This window comes from Rugosimonospora africana, from assembly GCF_016862975.1.
In the GTDB taxonomy this organism is placed as follows: domain Bacteria; phylum Actinomycetota; class Actinomycetes; order Mycobacteriales; family Micromonosporaceae; genus Rugosimonospora; species Rugosimonospora africana.
The window spans coordinates 405,167-421,471 of the sequence record NZ_BONZ01000013.1 but is presented as its reverse complement, the minus strand read 5'-3'; the positions used below and the strand labels follow the sequence as shown (position 1 = coordinate 421,471).

Here is a 16,305-nt window from a genome sequence, read left to right as displayed (position 1 = left end):
TCGGATCGCGGCGGCCATTTCCGTCAGGAGCGTTGTGTCAGAAGCGTTCTGTCAGGAGCGGGAACCGGTGTTCCCGAGTGCTCTCAGTTGCTCGTCGGCTCCAGGCCGCCGAACAGCGCCGGCAGAGTGCCGGACCAGGCGGTACGCAGCTCGTCCAGCGGGACGGAGAACTGCTCCCGTACCGCCAGCGACGAACCACCCACCACACCGATCGCCGCCCAGGGCAGCCCGTGCTCCTCGGCGAGCGCGGTGAACGCCTTGTCGTGTCCGCGAGTCACCACGGCCAGGGCCCGGCCGGCGGACTCGGAGAACAGCGCGACGGCCGGCTCGACGCTCTCCGGCAGCGCGATCGTGGCACCGACTCCGTGGCGCAGGCACGCCTCGACCAGCGTCTGGGCGAGCCCGCCGTCCGACAGGTCGTGCACCGCCGACAGGTGACCCAGTTCCGCGGCCGCGGAGATGACCGTGCCGAGCAGCTTCTCCCGGGCGAGGTCGACCTTCGGCGGCCGGCCGCCCAGGTGCTCGTGCATCACCCAGGCCCACTCGCTACCGGACAGCTCGTTACGCGTGTCGCCGAGCAGGACCAGCACGTCGCCCTCGTTGCGCAGGCCCATCGGCAGCCGCTCGGCGACGTCGTCCAGGATGCCCAGTACGCCGACCACCGGAGTCGGGTTGATCGCGACGGCGCCGGTCTGGTTGTAGAAGCTCACGTTTCCACCGGTGACCGGGATGCCCAGCTCGACGCAGCCGTCGGCCAGGCCGCGCACGGCCTCGGCGAACTGCCACATGACCTGCGGGTCTTCCGGGGAGCCGAAGTTGAGGCAGTTGGTCACCGCCACCGGGGTCGCACCCGTCGCCGCCACGTTGCGGTACGCCTCGGCCAGCGCGAGTTGCGCGCCCGCGTACGGGTCGAGCCGGCTGTACCGGCCGTTGCCGTCGACCGAGAGCGCGACGCCCAGCCCGGACTCCTCGTCGATGCGCAGCACCCCGGCGTCCTCCGGCTGCGCCAGCACCGTGTTGCCCAGCACGTACCGGTCGTACTGCTCGGTCACCCACGACTTGTCACACAGGTTCGGGCTGGCGACCAGCTTGAGCAGGGTCTCGCGCAGCTCGTCGCCGGTGGTCGGCCGGGGCAGCGTCTCGGCCCGGTCGGCGCGCATGAGCGGCAGGTCGTTGGGCTCGCGCATCGGACGCGCGTAAACCGGGCCGTCGTCGGCCAGCGATGCCGGCGGTACGTCGACCACGGTCTGGCCGTGCCACTCGATGACCACCCGACCGGTGTCGGTGACCTCGCCGATCTTCGTCGCCGGTACGCCCCAGCGCTCGGCGATCGCGAGCACCGTGTGCTCCTTGTCCGGCGTCACGATCAGCAGCATCCGCTCCTGCGACTCGCTGGCCAGGATCTCGTGCGGCAGCATCGACGGCTCTCGCAGCGGCACCGTGTCGAGGTTGATCGCCATGCCGGTGCCCGCCGCCGCCGAGGTCTCGGTCACCGCGCAGGCGATCCCGGCCGCGCCGAGGTCCTGGATGCCAACCACCAGGTCGGCCCGGTAGATCTCCAGGCAGACCTCGATGAGCAGCTTCTCCGCGAACGGGTCGCCGACCTGCACGCTCGGCCGGCGCGCCTCGCTGCCGGAGCCGAAGGTCGCGCTGGCCAGCACCGAGGCCCCGCCGATGCCGTCCCGGCCGGTCTTGGCACCGAGCAGGATCACCGAGTTGCCCGGGCCGGTGGCCGCCTTGTTCTGCAGGCCGCCCACCGGCAGGACGCCCACGCACAGCGCGTTGAGCAGCGGATTGCCCTGGTAGCAGGGGTCGAAGACCAGCTCGCCGCCGATGTTGGGCAGGCCCAGGCAGTTGCCGTAGCCGCCCACGCCGCCCACGATGCCGGGCAACACCCGGGAGGTGTCCGGATGGTCGGGGGCACCGAAGCGCAACGGGTCCATCACCGCGATCGGGCGGGCGCCCATGGCCAGGATGTCCCGGACGATGCCGCCGACGCCGGTCGCCGCACCCTGGTACGGCTCGACAAAGCTCGGGTGGTTGTGCGACTCGATCTTGAAGGTGACCGCGAGGTCGTCGGACAGCTTGACCACACCCGCGTTCTCGCCGATGCCGGCGAGCAGCCGATCGGAGGGAACGGCCTTCTCCGCGAACTGCCGCAGGTGGACCTTGCTCGACTTGTACGAGCAGTGCTCGCTCCACATGATCGAGTACATGAGCAGCTCGGACTGGGTCGGCCGGCGTCCGAGGATGTCGCGGATTTTCGCGTACTCGTCGTCCTGCAGGCCGAGCTCCCGGTATGGCTGCCGGTCGTCCGGGCGGCGCCGGGCCAGCGGTACCGTGTCCGGTCCGTCCGGCTCGTCGACGACCTCGTCATCGGGCGAGAAGCCGTCCCGCGTGCCCAGATCCTCCTGGGCACCGAAGTCCTCTTCGGCGTGGACGTCGGCGGACTCCAGCTCGGCCTCGTCCGACTCGTCCTCAGGGTCGTCGATGACCTCGGTGTCGGCCACCTCGTCGGGCGCCTGCTCGTCGGGCTTGCCGTCCGCCGCCTCCGGGGATTCACCCCGGGCCTGCTGCGCCGGTACCGTCTGATTCTCGGTCGTGGTCATGCTTCGGCTCCCACTTTGCCCCCCAGATGTGCCAGCACCGAGGCGAAGAAGGTCATGCCGTCGGTGGACGGGCCGGTGAGCGCCTCGACCGCGTGCTCGGGATGCGGCATGATCCCGACGACGTTGCCTGCCTCGTTGCGGATCGCCGCGATGTCCCGCGAGGAGCCGTTGGGGTTCCCGCCGACGTACCGCGCGACCACCCGGTCGGAGGACTCCAGCTCGTCGAGTACGGCCTCGTCCGCGACGTACCGGCCCTCGCCGTTCTTGACCGGGATCAGGATCTCCTGGCCCTCGGTGAAGTTCATGGTCCACGCCGTCGTCGTGGACTGCACCCGCAGCATCTGATCGCGGTTGCGGAAATGCAGGTGCGCGTTGCGGACCAGCGCACCGGGCAACAGGTGCGCCTCACACAGCACCTGGAAGCCGTTGCAGATGCCCAGAACCGGCATGCCGCCGCCCGCCGCGTCCACGATCGACTCCATGACCGGGGCGAACCGGGCGATCGCGCCGGCGCGCAGGTAGTCACCGTAGGAGAAGCCGCCGGGCAGGATCACCGCGTCGACCTGGTGCAGGTCGGGGTCGTTGTGCCAGAGCGCGATGTCATCGGCTCCGGACAACCGCACGGCGCGCCGGGCGTCGCCGTCGTCGAGCGAACCCGGGAACGTGACGACGCCGATCCTCACGCGTCGCCGTCCGAGACGCGCACGGTGAAGTCCTCGATCACCGGATTGGCGAGCAGCTTGTCCGCGATCTCGCGGGCGCGATCAAGGTCAGCGTCGCCGGCAAAATCGATTTCGATGCGCTTGCCGATGCGTACCGACTCGACCCCGCTCACTCCGAGCCGGGGCAGCGCGTTTGCCACCGCCTGGCCCTGAGGGTCGAGGATCTCGGGCTTGAGCATGACATCGACCACGACGCGGGCCACGGGTTACTCCTGACTGATGGAACGAATAACGCCTGTGTGTGGGCGGCCCAAGCCTACCGGGCCAGTGCCGGGAGCAGATCACCGACTGTCACCCGAACGGGTCGAATCAGTTCCACATTCGCGATGTTAATACGGAAAAGTCCGTATCCAGGGGAAACCCGCCGCCGCCAGCGCACGATCCGTGTCACGGATTGACAGCTATAGTGAGTCGCATTGCCGGCATTACCCCTCAAATGCGCTCAGTGCGGTCAATACCGCAAGTACCGCGCAAATACCCGCACCAACGTATTGGACCATCGCCAGGCTCACGTACTTCAGGAGAATCCGCCCGAGCACCACGGCAGCCCCGGACACCACCGCGAGCCCCAGCCAGGCGCCCACGAACACCGCGGCCGGGTGCCCACCGCGAGCGACCAGCCCGACGGTGAGCAGCTGGGACAGGTCCCCCCACTCGGCGGCGAAGAGCACCAGAAAGCTCGCCGCGGCAGCCCGGAAGAACGCTCGCCGGTCGTCCCGCTCGCGGCTGAGCCTGCGCTCGAACTTCTGCTCCTGCTCCTGCTCATCGACCGAGGCCCGCCGGGCCGATCGCACCAGCAGCACCGAACCGACCACGAACAAGCCGGCCGCGACCAGGCGTACGGGTGCCGCCGGAAGCAGCGAGATCAGCCGGCCCGCGACGACCGCGACGGCGGTCTGCACCCCGAACGCGACGATCACGCCGAGCCACACGGGCCACGGCCGGTACCTCGTGGCGAGCACGAGCGTCGCCACAAAGGTCTTGTCCGGTAGCTCGACCGGCACAATCAACAGGAACGCGGTGAACGCCGCGATGACGTATCCGGTCATGTCTCCTCGCCCCGGCCCGCGCGGGCCGCACCGGACAGACCGACGGGCACCGACGACCGGGTAGTTCCCCTACTCGACCGCGCGACTCATCGCCGGCGAACCGGACGATGACGACGGGTCGGGTATCTTCCCCATTCGTTCGTTCGAAAGCGCCGGCCGCGGTGGGCGGACGGCGCTGGCGCAAGTATGCCTCCTGGTCGTGGCTGCCGCGGCTGCCCTTCGCGGCCGGGTCGACCGGCCGCGTGATGTACTTGGCCCCCGTGGACCTCCTGCACAGCGGCAAGGTACGTGACATCTACGCCGACGGTGACGATCTGATCCTGGTCGCCTCGGATCGGGTGTCGGTCTATGACGTGATTCTCCCGACCCCGATCCCCGACAAGGGCCGGATCCTCACCCAGCTGTCCCTCTGGTGGTTCGAACAGTTGGCGGACCTGCTGCCGAACCATGTCATCTCCGCGACCGAGGTGCCGGCCGAGTTCGCCGGCCGGGCGATCCGCTGCCGGCGGCTGCGCATGGTGCCGATCGAGTGCGTGGCGCGCGGGTACCTGACCGGCGGTGGGCTGACCGAGTACCAGGCCGTCGGCTCGGTGTCGGGCGTATCGCTGCCGACCGGGCTGGGAGAGGCGTCCCGGCTGCCGGAGCCGATCTTCACCCCGTCCACGAAGGCGCCGGTCGGACAGCACGACGAGCCGATCCCGTTCTCCGCCGTGGTCGAGGCCGTGGGCGCCGACACCGCCGAGCGGCTGCGCCAGGTCACCCTCGACGTGTACGCGCGGGGTGCCTCCCTCGCCGCCGAGCGGGGCATCATCATCGCGGACACGAAGATCGAACTGGGCTGGGCGCCGGACGGCGACCTGGTGCTGGCCGATGAGGTGCTGACCCCGGACTCGTCCCGGTTCTGGCCGGCCGACTCGTGGCAGCCGGGCCGGCCCGCGTACTCGTTCGACAAGCAGTTCCTTCGGGACTGGGCCGCCGGTACGGGCTGGGACAAGCGGGCGCCGGGGCCGGAGGTACCGGACGAGATGGTCGAGCGGGTCCGGGCCCGGTACGTCGAGATCTACGAGCGTCTGACCGGCAAGCCCTGGTAGGCGCCGGGCACCCAGCCGGCCGCAGCGCCCCGCGGTATCGATCTCAGAGGATCGGGGCCGGACGGTAGGCGGCGGCTTCGGGGTGGGTGGCGAGCACCCGGGACACCGCTTCCGTTACCGCCTCGACCTGCGCGGACGCCATGCCGACGAACGCGCCCCGGTCGGTGACCAGGTCATCGATCTCGGCCCGGCTCAGGCCCAGCCGGGAGTCGGCCGCCAGCCGGTCGAACAGGTCGTTGTCGGTCGCGCCCTTCTCCCGCATGGCCAGCGCCACCGCCACGGCGTGCTCCTTGATCGCCTCGTGCGCGACCTCCCGGCCCACGCCCCGGCGCAGGGCCGCGACCAGCACTTTCGTGGTCGCCAGGAACGGCAGGTACCGGTCCAGCTCGCGGGCGATCACCGCCGGGTACGCGCCGAACTCCTCCAGTACCGTCAGGAACGTCTGGAACAGCCCGTCCAGCGCGAAGAACGCGTCCGGCAGAGCCACCCGACGTACCACCGAGCAGGACACGTCGCCCTCGTTCCACTGGTCGCCGGCCAGCTCGCTGACCATCGACAGGTACCCGCGCACGATCACGGCAAGCCCGTTGATCCGCTCGCAGGAGCGGGTGTTCATCTTGTGCGGCATGGCGCTGGAGCCCACCTGGCCAGCCTTGAAGCCCTCGGTGACCAGTTCCTGCCCGGCCATCAGCCGGATCGTGGTGGCCAGCGACGACGGGCCCGCCGCGGCCTGCGCCAGGGCGGAGAGCACGTCGAAGTCCAGCGAGCGCGGGTACACCTGGCCGACGCTGGCCAGCACCCGGTCGAAACCCAGGTGCCGCGCGACCGCCCGCTCCAGGTCCGCGACCCTGCCCGGATCGCCGCCGAGCAGGTCCAACTGGTCGGCGGCGGTACCGACCGGGCCCTTGAGGCCGCGCAGCGGGTACCGGGAGATCAGCTCGTCCAGCCGTTCGTAGGCGATGAACAGTTCCTCGGCCGCGCTGGCGAAGCGCTTGCCGAGCGTGGTCGCCTGCGCCGGAACGTTGTGCGACCGGCCGACCATCACCGTGGCGTCGTACTCGACCGCCCGGGCCACCAGGCGCGCCAGGGCTGCCACGATCCGGTCGCGGATCAGCAGCAGGGACGAGCGGATCTGGAGCTGCTCGACATTCTCGGTCAGGTCGCGGGAGGTCATGCCCTGGTGGATCGCCTCAAAGCCGGCCAGCGCGGAGAACTCCTCGATGCGCGCCTTCACGTCGTGCCGGGTGACCCGCTCCCGCGCCGCGATGCTGCCCAGGTCGACCTGGTCGAGGACCCGTCGGTACGCGTCGACGGCGCCGTCGGGTACCGGTACCCCAAGATCCCGCTGGGCCTCGAGCACGGCGAGCCAGAGCCGGCGCTCGGCCCGCACCTTCTCCTCGGGAGACCAGATGGCGACGAGATCGGCGGAGGCGTAGCGGGCGGCGAGAACGTTCGGGATCACCTGCTCATTCTCCGGCATCGGGATCCCGGACTCCGGCCGGGGCGCCGGAGCCCTCAGCGCTCCACGATCGCGGTGACCCCCTGGCCGCCGGCCGCGCAGATCGAGATCAGCCCGCGCCCGCCGCCGCGCTGGGTCAGCAGCTTCGCCAGCGTGGCCACGATCCGGCCGCCGGTCGCGGCGAAGGGGTGCCCGATGGCCAGTGACGACCCGTTCACGTTGAGCCGGCTCCGGTCGATCGCGCCCAGCGGCGCGTCCAGACCCAGCCGCTGCTTGCAGAAATCCGGGTCCTGCCAGGCTTTCAAGGTCGCCAGTACCTGCGACGCGAACGCCTCGTGGATCTCGTAGAAGTCGAAGTCCCGCAGGCTGAGTCCGGCCCGGGCGAGCATCTGCGGTACCGCGTACGCCGGTGCCATCAGCAGCCCCTCGCCGCCGTGCACGAAGTCGACGGCTCCGGTCTGCGACCAGGTCAGCCACGCCTGTACGGGCAGCCGGCGCGCGGTCGCCCACTCCTCGCTCGCCAGCAGGACAGTGGACGCGCCGTCCGACAGCGCCGAGGAGTTTCCAGCGGTCATCGTGTCGCCGTACACCGGGCGCAACCCGGCGAGCTTCTCCAGCGTGGTGTCGGCCCGCAGGTTCTGGTCTCTGGTGAGCCCCTGGTACGGGGTGACCAGGTCGTCGAAGAAACCTGTGCGGTATGCCTCGGCGAGGTGCTGGTGGCTGGCCAGTGCCAATTCGTCCTGCTCCTCGCGGCCGATGCCCCACTCCTTCGCGGTGATCGCCGCGTGCTCGCCCATGGACAGGCCAGTGCGCGGCTCCGCGTTGCGCGGGATCTCCGGCCGGAACGCCTGTGTCGGACGCAGCTTCGTCACCGCGCGGAGCCGGCCGCCCAGCGAACGCGCTCGGTTGAGTTCGAGCATCGCGCTGCGCATCTGCTCGTTGACGCCGAGCGGCGCGTCGCTCGTGGTGTCGACGCCACCGGCGATGCCGACCTCGATCTGGCCCAGGGCAATCTTGTTCGCCACCAGGATCGTGGTCTCCAGTCCGGTGCCGCACGCCTGCTGCACGTCGTAGGCGGGCGTGTGCGGGTCGAGGCGGGAGCCCAGCACGCATTCCCGGGTGAGGTTGAAGTCGCGGCTGTGCTTCAGAACCGCGCCCGCGGCGACCTCGCCGACCCGCGTGCCGACCAGGCCGAACCGGGCGACCAGCCCGTCCAGCGCGGCGGTGAGCATGTCCTGATTGGACGCGGTGGCGTACGGGCCGTTGGACCGGGCGAACGGGATGCGGTTGCCGCCGAGGATGGCAACCCGGCGTACACCGGCCACGCTGGTTACCGAAGCATCACTGGACGTCATCACGCCTCCCGGTAGAGAATGCTTGCACTCAACTTACTCATCGGTAGGCTTACCGCGCGAGAGTCCTGGGGATGAGACGACATGAGTGGTTACAGCGGGATGAGTCGATGAACGACAGATACGCCAGCTTCGCCGCCTCCGGGCCGGGACGAGCGCTGGTCAAGCGGTTCGGGCTGCCCCAACCACCACGCCTGCGCCGGCAGCGGGCCGGCGACCCGGTGGTCCCCGGGCCCGTCCTGGTCGGCGGGGACGGGCGACTGTCCGGCGCGATCGTCAAGGTCCTCGGCGCCATGGGTGTCGAGGTGCGCGATCCGGCCGCGTCGCAGGAACAGCCGGCGCCGGCCACGATCGGGACTCCGGCCGACGAGCGCATCCCGTTGAACGCCGCCCTGGTGTTCGACGCGACCGGCATCACCACGTCCACCGGGCTGCGCGCCCTGTACGACTTCTTCCACCCGTACGCCCGCGCGCTGTACCCGTGCGGCCGGGTCGTGGTGGTAGGCACCGCACCGGAACAGTGCGGCACGGCTGTGGAGGCGATGTCCCAGCGCGCCTTGGAGGGCTTCGTGCGCTCGGTGGGCAAGGAGTTCGGTCGGGGCACGACCGCGAACCTGGTCTACGCCTCGCCCGACGCCGACCTGGAGTCGACGCTGCGCTTCCTGCTCTCCGCCCGCTCCGCGTACGTGTCCGGCCAGGTGATCCGGGTCGGCCCCGGCACGGCCACCACGACGGCCAACTGGGACAAGCCGCTGGCGGACAAGGTGGCGCTGGTGACCGGCGCGGCGCGCGGCATCGGTACGGCGATCGCCCAGATCCTGACCCGGGAGGGCGCGCACGTCGTCTGCCTCGACGTCCCGGCCGCCGGTGAGGCACTGTCCACAGTGGCCAATGAGCTGTCCGGCACCGCGTTCCAACTCGACCTCACCGCACCCGACGCGCCCGCCCGGCTCGCCGAGCACCTTCAGGCCAGGCACGGCGGCGTGGACATCGTCGTGCACAACGCCGGCATCACCCGGGACAAGACGATCGCCCGGATGAGCTCTGACCAGTGGGATCAGGTGCTCGACGTCAACCTGGCCTGCCAGCAGCGGGTCAACGAGGCGCTGCTGGCCGACGATCTGATACCGCCGGGCGGACGGCTGATCGGAGTGGCCTCGATCGCCGGCATCGCGGGCAACCGCGGCCAGACCAACTACGCCACGTCGAAGGCCGGCGTCATCGGTCTGGTCCAGGCCACCGCGCCGGCCCTGTCGGGGGCGGGCATCACCGTCAACGCGGTCGCGCCCGGCTTCATCGAGACCGCGATGACCGCGAAGATGCCGATGTTCGTCCGCGAGGCGGGCCGCCGGCTGAACAGCATGAACCAGGGTGGCCTGCCCATCGACGTGGCCGAGACGATCGCCTGGCTGGCGAGCCCGGGGTCGGCCGGGGTGACCGGCAACGTGGTACGGGTCTGCGGCCAGTCACTGCTGGGAGCGTGAGATGACCGAGGTCATCGAGCTGGCCGTCGCACCCGGCACCGGCGCCATCTACCGCCGGGCCGCCCTCGGCCAGTTCCGCCGCCGGTCCGCGACCGAACTGCCCGACACCACCCTGGTGCTGCGCGGCCTCGCCGTGGACCGGGCGCACCTGGCGGCGTACAACCGAGTGTGCGGGTACCGGCTGACCGACCAGTTGTCGCCGACGTACCCGCACGTCCTGGCGTTCCCGCTCGCCATGCAGCTGATGTCCACTGTGGACTTTCCGGTACGGGTCGTCGGTGTGGTGCACCTCGCCAACCGGATCGAGGTACGGCGGCCGGTCGACGCCGGTGAGCGGCTGGAGCTCACGGTACGGGCGACGGACCTGCGCCCACACGAGCGCGGCCGGCAGTTCGACGTACGGGCGACGGCCTCGGTCGGCGACGAGGTGGTGTGGCGCGGAGTCTCCACGTACCTGCACAAGGAGAAGCCGTCCGGCCCCCGCGAGGAACGCGGCGGAACCACCGATCGCGCCCCGGCACCCCAGCCCACCGCGGTCTGGCGGGTCGGCCGGGAGGTCGGCCCGCGCTACGCCGAGGTCTCCGGCGACCACAACCCGATCCACACGTCCCGGCTGGGCGCCCGCGCGTTCGGCTTCCCGCGGACGATCGCGCACGGGATGTGGAGCAAGGCCCGTTGCCTGGCCGCGCTGGAGGGCCGGCTGCCCGACTCGTACACCGTGGACGTCGCGTTCAAGCTGCCGATCCTGCTGCCGGCGTCGGTCGGCTTCAGCGCCGCCCGCGAGCAAAGCGCCGAGCGCGAGCAAAGCGCCGAGCGCGAGCAAAGCGCCGCCCTCGAGCAAAGCGCCGCCCTCGAGCAAAGCGCCGCCCTCGGGGAAAGCGCCGCCCTCGGGGAAAGCACCAGTCGGGACGTTGACGACTGGGTGATCGGGCTGCACGACGCCAAGTCGGGCCGGCCGCACCTGCGCGGCCGCATCACCGGCTGACTCAGCCGACGGTCTCGCCCGTCCTCTCCGTCGAGGACGGGTGCCAGGTCGCACCACGCAGCAACTCGCCCGCGCCGAGCCAGACGAAGTTCATCAGCCGCGTCGCCGTCGCCTCGGGCGACTCCTCGACGTGGTCGACCACCCAGTCGGCGAGCGACTCACCCGCGCCCACCAGCGCGTACGCCATCGCCATCACGTCCGCCGGGCGGGGCTGCCGGCTGCCGGCCGCGATGACCCGGGCCAGCAGCCCGGCGACCACGTCGACCATGCGCGATCGCATCGCCGCCAACTCGGTCGCGAACGGCGCCTGGCCGCGCGCCTGACGGTAGAGGACCGACCAGCCGTCCCGGTGGTCGCCGACAAACGTGAAGAACGCGCGCAGCCCACGCCACAGCTGCTCGTCGGGCGGCAGCACTCCATCCCCGATCGCGGCCGCGGAGCCCACCGCCGCAAGCGGAGCCCGCGGCACCACCGCCGAGACAATCGCCTCCATCAACCGGGTGCCCTCGCGGTGCAGGCACGCGATGAACAGCTCCTCCTTGCTACCCAGGTAGGCGTAGACCATGGGTTTGGAGATGCCGGCCCGGGCCGCGATCTCGTCCATGGACGCGTCGTGAAACCCGGACTTCGAGAAGACGGCCACCGCCGCGTCGAGCATCTGCTGCTCACGTATCGCCCGGGGGAGGCGCTTCTTCGATACCTCCTGCACGGTTGCGATGATACCTACCCGCGCGTAATGTTACGCGCCAGTAGCTTAGCTATCCGCATGGAGGACAGCATGACAGACTTCGATCTTTCGAACCTCGACTCGGTCGATCCGAAGCAGTTCGCCCAGATCGTCAAGTCGACGTCGGCCGATCAGATCAAGGCAATCATGGGCAGCGAGCAGCGCGGCAAGGTGCTCGACGCCATCTTCGGTCGGATGCCCACGCTGTTCCGCGCGGACCGCGCCGGATCGACCAACGCCGTCATCCACTGGAACGTCGGCGACCGGCCCGACGGCGGCGTCGACACCTACGAGCTTGTCATCGCCGACGGCAAGTGCACGCTGTCGCCCGAACCGGCCAACGACCCGAAGCTGACCCTGACCATGGGCGCCGCCGACTTCCTCAAGGTCGTCTCCGGCACCGGCAACCCGGTGATGATGTTCATGACCGGCAAGCTCAAGGCGAAGGGCGACCTCGGCCTCGCCGCCAACATCGCCAACCTGTTCGACATCCCGAAAGCCTGATCGCGCGATACCTGTCAGGCCAACGCACCGGAGCGGAGCGGAGGGGACCGACGATGCCGGAATTCTCGCTCGATCTAAACGAAGAGCAGCGGGACCTGCGGGACTGGGTGCACGGCTTCGCCGACGAGGTCGTGCGTCCCGCGGCCGCCGAGTGGGACGCCCGGGAGGAGACTCCCTGGCCGGTCATCAAGCAGGCCGCGAAGATCGGGCTGTACGGCTTCGAGTTCCTCGCCAACTGCTGGTCCGACCCGACCGGTCTGTCGCTGTGCCTGGCCAGCGAGGAGTTGTTCTGGGGCGACGCCGGGATCGGGATGGCCCTGATGGGCACCGGCCTGGCGGTCGCCGCCATCTACGGCACCGGCACCCCCGAGCAGATGCTCGAATGGGTGCCGCAGTGCTTCGGTGACGTGGACGATCCCAAGGTGGCCGCGTTCTGCACCACGGAGCCCGAGGCCGGCTCGGATGTGGGCGCGATGCGCACCCGGGCCTGGTACGACGAGGCCAGCGACGAGTGGATCCTGTCCGGGCAGAAGGCGTACGCGACCAACGGCGGCATCGCGAACGTGCACGTCGTGACGGCCAGCATCGACCCGGCGCTGGGGTCCCGCGGGCAAGCCGCGTTCGTCGTCCCACCGGACACCGCCGGGCTGGTCGGCACGAAGAAGCTCAAGAAGCTCGGGCTGCGCGCCTCGCACACCGCCGACGTGTTCCTGGACGAGGTCCGGGTCCCCGGCCGTTGCCTGCTCGGCGGGCGGGACGCTTTGGAGGAACGGCTGGCCCGGGCGCGCGAGGGCACGCGTGCCGCCGGTCAAGCCGCGATGCGCACGTTCGAGCTGTCCCGCCCCACGGTCGGTGCCCAGGCGCTGGGCATCGCGCGGGCGGCCTACGAGTACTCGCTGGAGTATGCGAAGGGCCGGGTGCAGTTCGGCCGGCCGATCATAGAGAACCAGGCCATCGCGTTCGCGCTGGCCGACATGCGGATGGAGATCGACGCCGCCCGGCTGCTGGTCTGGCGGGCTGCGTGGATGGGCCGCAACAACCGCCGGTTCGAGGCGGGCGAGGGTTCGATGAGCAAGTTGAAGGCCGGCGAGGTCGCCGTGGCGGTGGCCGAGAAGGCGGTACAGATCCTCGGTGGCGCAGGGTATCTGCGTGAACACCCAGTTGAGCGCTGGTACCGAGACGCGAAGATATATACGATCTTCGAGGGTACGTCGGAGATCCAACGGCTTGTCGTATCCCGGGCGATCTCCGGCATGCAGATCCGCTGACCCCTCAGCGGCAGCATCGGAGGTCGAGATCCATGGTGGACATGTCATTCACCATCGCCACCCTCGCACGTCGTGGACTGCTCGCGCCGGGTTCGCCGGCAAAGGTCCTGCGCCAACTGGCGGAGCTGCGCCGGTGGGGATTCGGGCTCGGTGGCGAGCTGCGCTCGGCGGCTGCCCGCGACCCTGACGGCATCGCGATCATCGACGACCGCAAGCTGCCCGGTGCGCCCGGGGAGTCGACCGGCCCGCAGCCCGGCCGGCTGACCTACGGTGAGCTGCTGTCCCGTGCCGAGCGGCTGGCCACGGCGCTGCACGGCGCATGCGGGGTACAGCCAACCGACAAGATCGGTCTGCTCTGCCGCAACCACGGTGGCCTCATCGAGGGCATGGTCGCGGCCAGCCTGCTCGGCGCCGACGCGGTCCTGGTCAACACCGGACTGTCCCCGGCGCAGTTGGCCGTCGTCGCCGAGGAGCAGCGGCTGCGGATCCTCATCCACGACTCGGAGTTCACCGAGCACGCGGTCGCGCTGCCGCGCAAGGTGGAACGGCTGGACGAGACCGGAGTGGAGGAGGTGATGGCCACGGCCCCGCCGGGCGGGATACGGCGACCTCAGCGCGAGGGCCGCCTCATCGTCCTCACCTCGGGTACCACGGGTGCGCCCAAGGGCGCCCGGCGCCGTACCCCGGGCGGGTTCGCGCCGCTGGCCAGCATCATCTCCCGGATCCCGCTCAACGCGCGGTCACGGATGCTGATCGCCGCGCCGGTCTTCCACACCTGGGGGCTGGCCGCGTTGCAGATGGGCCTGGCCCTGCGCGCGACGATCGTGCTCCAGCGCCGGTTCGACCCGGCCGAGGCACTGGCCGGCGCCATCGAGCACGACTGCACCTCGCTGTTCGCGGTACCGGTGATGCTTCAGCGGCTCCTGGAGGTACCGCCCCGGCCGACCCCGCTCAAGGTCGTGGCGGTCAGCGGTTCGGCGCTGCCCGGCGGCCTGGCCACCCGGTTCATGGACGTGCACGGCGACGTGCTCTACAACCTGTACGGCTCGACCGAGGCGTCCTGGGCGAGCATCGCCACCCCGCAGGACCTGCGCAAGGACTCGAACACAGCGGGCCGGCCGCCGCACGGCACCCGGATCGCGATCGTGTCCCAGGCCGGCCGGGAGATGGCACCCGGGCAGACCGGCCGCATCTTCGTGGCCAACGACATGGTGTTCGAGGGATACACGAACGGAGCCGGCCGGGAGACGCTCGACGGGCTGCTGGCGACCGGCGACCTGGGCCACGTGGACTCCGACGGGCTGCTGTTCGTCGACGGTCGCGAGGACGACATGATCGTCTCGGGCGGCGAAAACGTGTTCCCGTCCGAGGTCGAAAACGTACTGGCCGCGTTGCCGCAGGTACGCGAGGTGGCGGTGGTCGGCGTACCCGACTCGGAGTTCGGGCAACGCCTGGCCGCGTGGATCGCGCTGCAACCCGGCGAGATCCTCGACCCGACGGCGGTACGGGAGTACGTCCGGCGGCATCTGGCCCGGTTCGCGGTACCGCGGGACGTGCGCTTCGTCCGTGCCCTGCCGCGCAACGCCACCGGCAAGGTGGTTCCCCGCGACCTGCCCTGGTAAGGCAGGCCGCGGGTTTGATGAGCGGTCACGGGAACAGGGTCAGCCCGGGGTCCATGGCGATCGCGGTGAGCTGGTCGACGGTGAGCGGGAGCGGCGCGTACGGCCCGGGGTAGTAGTTCTGAATGTCGGGGTACAGCATCAGCCGTACCTCGGTGCCGTCCTGCTTCGCCGCCGTCACGGCCTCGATCGTCGTGCCGTACTTGCCGGGAAGTCCGCCCTTCACCAGCTTGGCGCCCGGTACGAGCCGTTCCTCGCAGGACGGGGACTGCCACGGGTACGCGCAGAGCCCGCGGGTGTACGCGTCGCTGGCCCCGACCTGCACCTGCAGCACAGCCTCGCCGAGCTGCACGTAGGCCAGGTAGCTCCGGTCGACGTCCAGGTGGAACAGGCCGGGCCGGTCATACACGGAGGCGTTCACCATGTCGGCGTCCGGCAGCCACCGGTGCACCGCGTCGGTCAGCGCCGCGTCCAGCAACTCCTCCAGGACGTCGCAGTCCGTCGGCGGGGTGCCGAACGTCGGGCTCGGTCCGATGGGCTCCTGCGGCTGAACGGCGGCGGTCGACACGCCGGGCGACGGCGAGTGCGGCGCCGAGGTGCTGTGGTCGATCGGCAGCGCCGAGTGCGGCGCCGACGTGCCGTGGTTCACCGGCGGCGTGGACGGCGTCGACTCGGGGGTCGGCGGGAACACCGTCCCGGGCTCGTAGTACACGGTCCGACAGCCGGGCGGCGTACCGGCGATGTGGCCGGATCCGCCGCCGAGCGCGAATGGCACCGCCACCGCACCGGCCACCAGCACCGCCGCCCCGGTCGCCGCGCCGAACCGGTACCGGTTGTGGGTTCGCCGGCGTTCGCCGGCGATGAGCTGGTCCAGGTCGATGGCGGTGGGCGGCGGATCGGCGGCCGCCGCGTGCAGTGCGTGACTCAGCTGGTCCATCGGGCCTCCTCGGGCTCCCCCGCCGGGATCAGCCGGGCGCGCATCGCGTCCAGGGCCCGGGCGGTCTGGCTCTTCACGGTTCCTGTGCTGCACCCCATGGCCTCGGCGGTCTGCTCCACGGAGAGGTCCAGGAAGAACCTCAGGACCAGCACCGCCCGCCGGCGCGGCGGTAGCTCGGCGAGGTGCGCGAGGAGGGCCAGCCGCTCATCCGTGGCGACCCCGGCGGCTGCCGCGTCGGGCGGCACCGCGTACGGCAGCTCCCGCCGCCACGGTCGCCGTCGCTCGTCCAGCCAGACCCTGACCAGTACCCGGTGCAGGTAACCGTCGAGATTGTCCATCGTGGACACTCGTCGCCAGTGCCGGTACAGCTTGATCAGTGCCGCGGAGACCAAGTCGTCCGCGGTGTGCCAGTCCCCGCATAGCAGATACCCGGTACGGCGCAGCCGGTCCAGCCTGGCGGACACGAAATCCCGGTACGCATCGGCGTCCGTCACAGCCC

At 70.6% G+C, this 16,305-nt stretch carries 14 protein-coding genes and 1 pseudogene; 6 read left to right on the top strand and 9 right to left on the bottom strand.

Annotated elements, in window-relative coordinates; translation table 11 throughout:
* Positions 1-83 precede the first annotated feature (83 nt).
* The 4 genes from purL to Raf01_RS07665 all read right to left on the bottom strand — a co-directional run bounded on the left by purL (position 84) and on the right by Raf01_RS07665 (position 4,380).
* Entirely contained in the window at positions 84-2,609 is a 2,526-nt protein-coding gene (gene purL / locus Raf01_RS07680; RefSeq protein WP_203917001.1) for a phosphoribosylformylglycinamidine synthase subunit PurL, read from the bottom strand.
* Positions 2,606-3,292 carry a phosphoribosylformylglycinamidine synthase subunit PurQ gene (gene purQ / locus Raf01_RS07675; protein WP_203917000.1) on the bottom strand — a complete coding sequence of 229 codons (687 nt, stop codon included), beginning with the start codon at positions 3,290-3,292 and terminating at the stop codon, positions 2,606-2,608. The genes purL and purQ overlap by 4 nt, the downstream gene beginning before the upstream one ends.
* The gene (gene purS / locus Raf01_RS07670) at positions 3,289-3,534 is read right to left on the bottom strand and encodes a phosphoribosylformylglycinamidine synthase subunit PurS (protein WP_203916999.1); all 246 of its coding nucleotides are present in this window, start codon (positions 3,532-3,534) and stop codon (positions 3,289-3,291) included. Before purS ends, purQ begins: the two co-directional genes overlap by 4 nt.
* A gap of 222 nt (positions 3,535-3,756) precedes the next feature.
* Positions 3,757-4,380 (bottom strand): TMEM165/GDT1 family protein, encoded by a 624-nt coding sequence (locus tag Raf01_RS07665; RefSeq protein WP_203916998.1) that lies wholly within the window; start codon positions 4,378-4,380, stop codon positions 3,757-3,759.
* 260 nt (positions 4,381-4,640) lie between these two features.
* Here Raf01_RS07665 and Raf01_RS07660 point away from each other — a divergent pair, with 260 nt between their 5' ends.
* Complete coding sequence (locus Raf01_RS07660) at positions 4,641-5,471, top strand: phosphoribosylaminoimidazolesuccinocarboxamide synthase (protein WP_203916997.1); 831 nt, start codon at positions 4,641-4,643, stop codon at positions 5,469-5,471.
* 43 nt (positions 5,472-5,514) lie between these two features.
* Here the strand turns inward: Raf01_RS07660 and purB are convergent, their stop codons facing one another.
* Positions 5,515-6,951: an adenylosuccinate lyase gene (gene purB, locus Raf01_RS07655; protein ID WP_203916996.1), complete on the bottom strand. Its 1,437-nt coding sequence runs from the start codon at positions 6,949-6,951 to the stop codon at positions 5,515-5,517.
* A 35-nt stretch (positions 6,952-6,986) separates the two neighbouring features.
* Positions 6,987-8,255, bottom strand: coding sequence for an acetyl-CoA C-acetyltransferase (locus Raf01_RS07650; RefSeq protein WP_203917106.1), 1,269 nt, complete (start codon positions 8,253-8,255; stop codon positions 6,987-6,989).
* Positions 8,256-8,392: 137 nt separating this feature from the next.
* Here Raf01_RS07650 and Raf01_RS07645 point away from each other — a divergent pair, with 137 nt between their 5' ends.
* Both Raf01_RS07645 and Raf01_RS07640 read left to right on the top strand, forming a co-directional pair.
* Positions 8,393-9,766, top strand: coding sequence for a 3-oxoacyl-ACP reductase (locus Raf01_RS07645; protein WP_203916995.1), 1,374 nt, complete (start codon positions 8,393-8,395; stop codon positions 9,764-9,766).
* A gap of 1 nt (position 9,767) precedes the next feature.
* Positions 9,768-10,751 (top strand): MaoC/PaaZ C-terminal domain-containing protein, encoded by a 984-nt coding sequence (locus Raf01_RS07640; protein ID WP_203916994.1) that lies wholly within the window; start codon positions 9,768-9,770, stop codon positions 10,749-10,751.
* Here Raf01_RS07640 and Raf01_RS07635 read toward each other — a convergent pair.
* A pseudogene (locus Raf01_RS07635) lies at positions 10,743-11,409 on the bottom strand (TetR/AcrR family transcriptional regulator); the annotation flags it as partial. The gene Raf01_RS07640 and the pseudogene Raf01_RS07635 overlap by 9 nt on opposite strands.
* Positions 11,410-11,529: 120 nt before the next feature.
* On the opposite strand from Raf01_RS07635, the gene Raf01_RS07630 reads away from it, so the two are divergent.
* Genes Raf01_RS07630 through Raf01_RS07620 form a run of 3 tightly spaced genes read left to right on the top strand, consistent with a single transcriptional unit; the run spans position 11,530 to position 14,872 of the window.
* Positions 11,530-11,982 (top strand): SCP2 sterol-binding domain-containing protein, encoded by a 453-nt coding sequence (locus tag Raf01_RS07630; RefSeq protein WP_203917104.1) that lies wholly within the window; start codon positions 11,530-11,532, stop codon positions 11,980-11,982.
* Positions 11,983-12,035: 53 nt separating this feature from the next.
* Complete coding sequence (locus Raf01_RS07625) at positions 12,036-13,250, top strand: acyl-CoA dehydrogenase family protein (protein WP_203916993.1); 1,215 nt, start codon at positions 12,036-12,038, stop codon at positions 13,248-13,250.
* Positions 13,251-13,285: 35 nt separating this feature from the next.
* Positions 13,286-14,872, top strand: a complete 1,587-nt coding sequence (locus tag Raf01_RS07620; RefSeq protein ID WP_203917103.1) for an AMP-binding protein — start codon at positions 13,286-13,288, stop codon at positions 14,870-14,872.
* Between the two features lie 25 nt (positions 14,873-14,897).
* Here Raf01_RS07620 and Raf01_RS07615 read toward each other — a convergent pair whose 3' ends face one another.
* Together Raf01_RS07615 and Raf01_RS07610 are read right to left on the bottom strand one after the other, a co-directional pair.
* On the bottom strand, positions 14,898-15,806 hold the full coding sequence (locus tag Raf01_RS07615) for a hypothetical protein (protein WP_203916992.1): 909 nt from the start codon (positions 15,804-15,806) through the stop codon (positions 14,898-14,900).
* Positions 15,794-16,300, bottom strand: a complete 507-nt coding sequence (locus Raf01_RS07610) for a SigE family RNA polymerase sigma factor (protein WP_203916991.1) — start codon at positions 16,298-16,300, stop codon at positions 15,794-15,796. Before Raf01_RS07610 ends, Raf01_RS07615 begins: the two co-directional genes overlap by 13 nt.
* Positions 16,301-16,305: the final 5 nt, after the last annotated feature.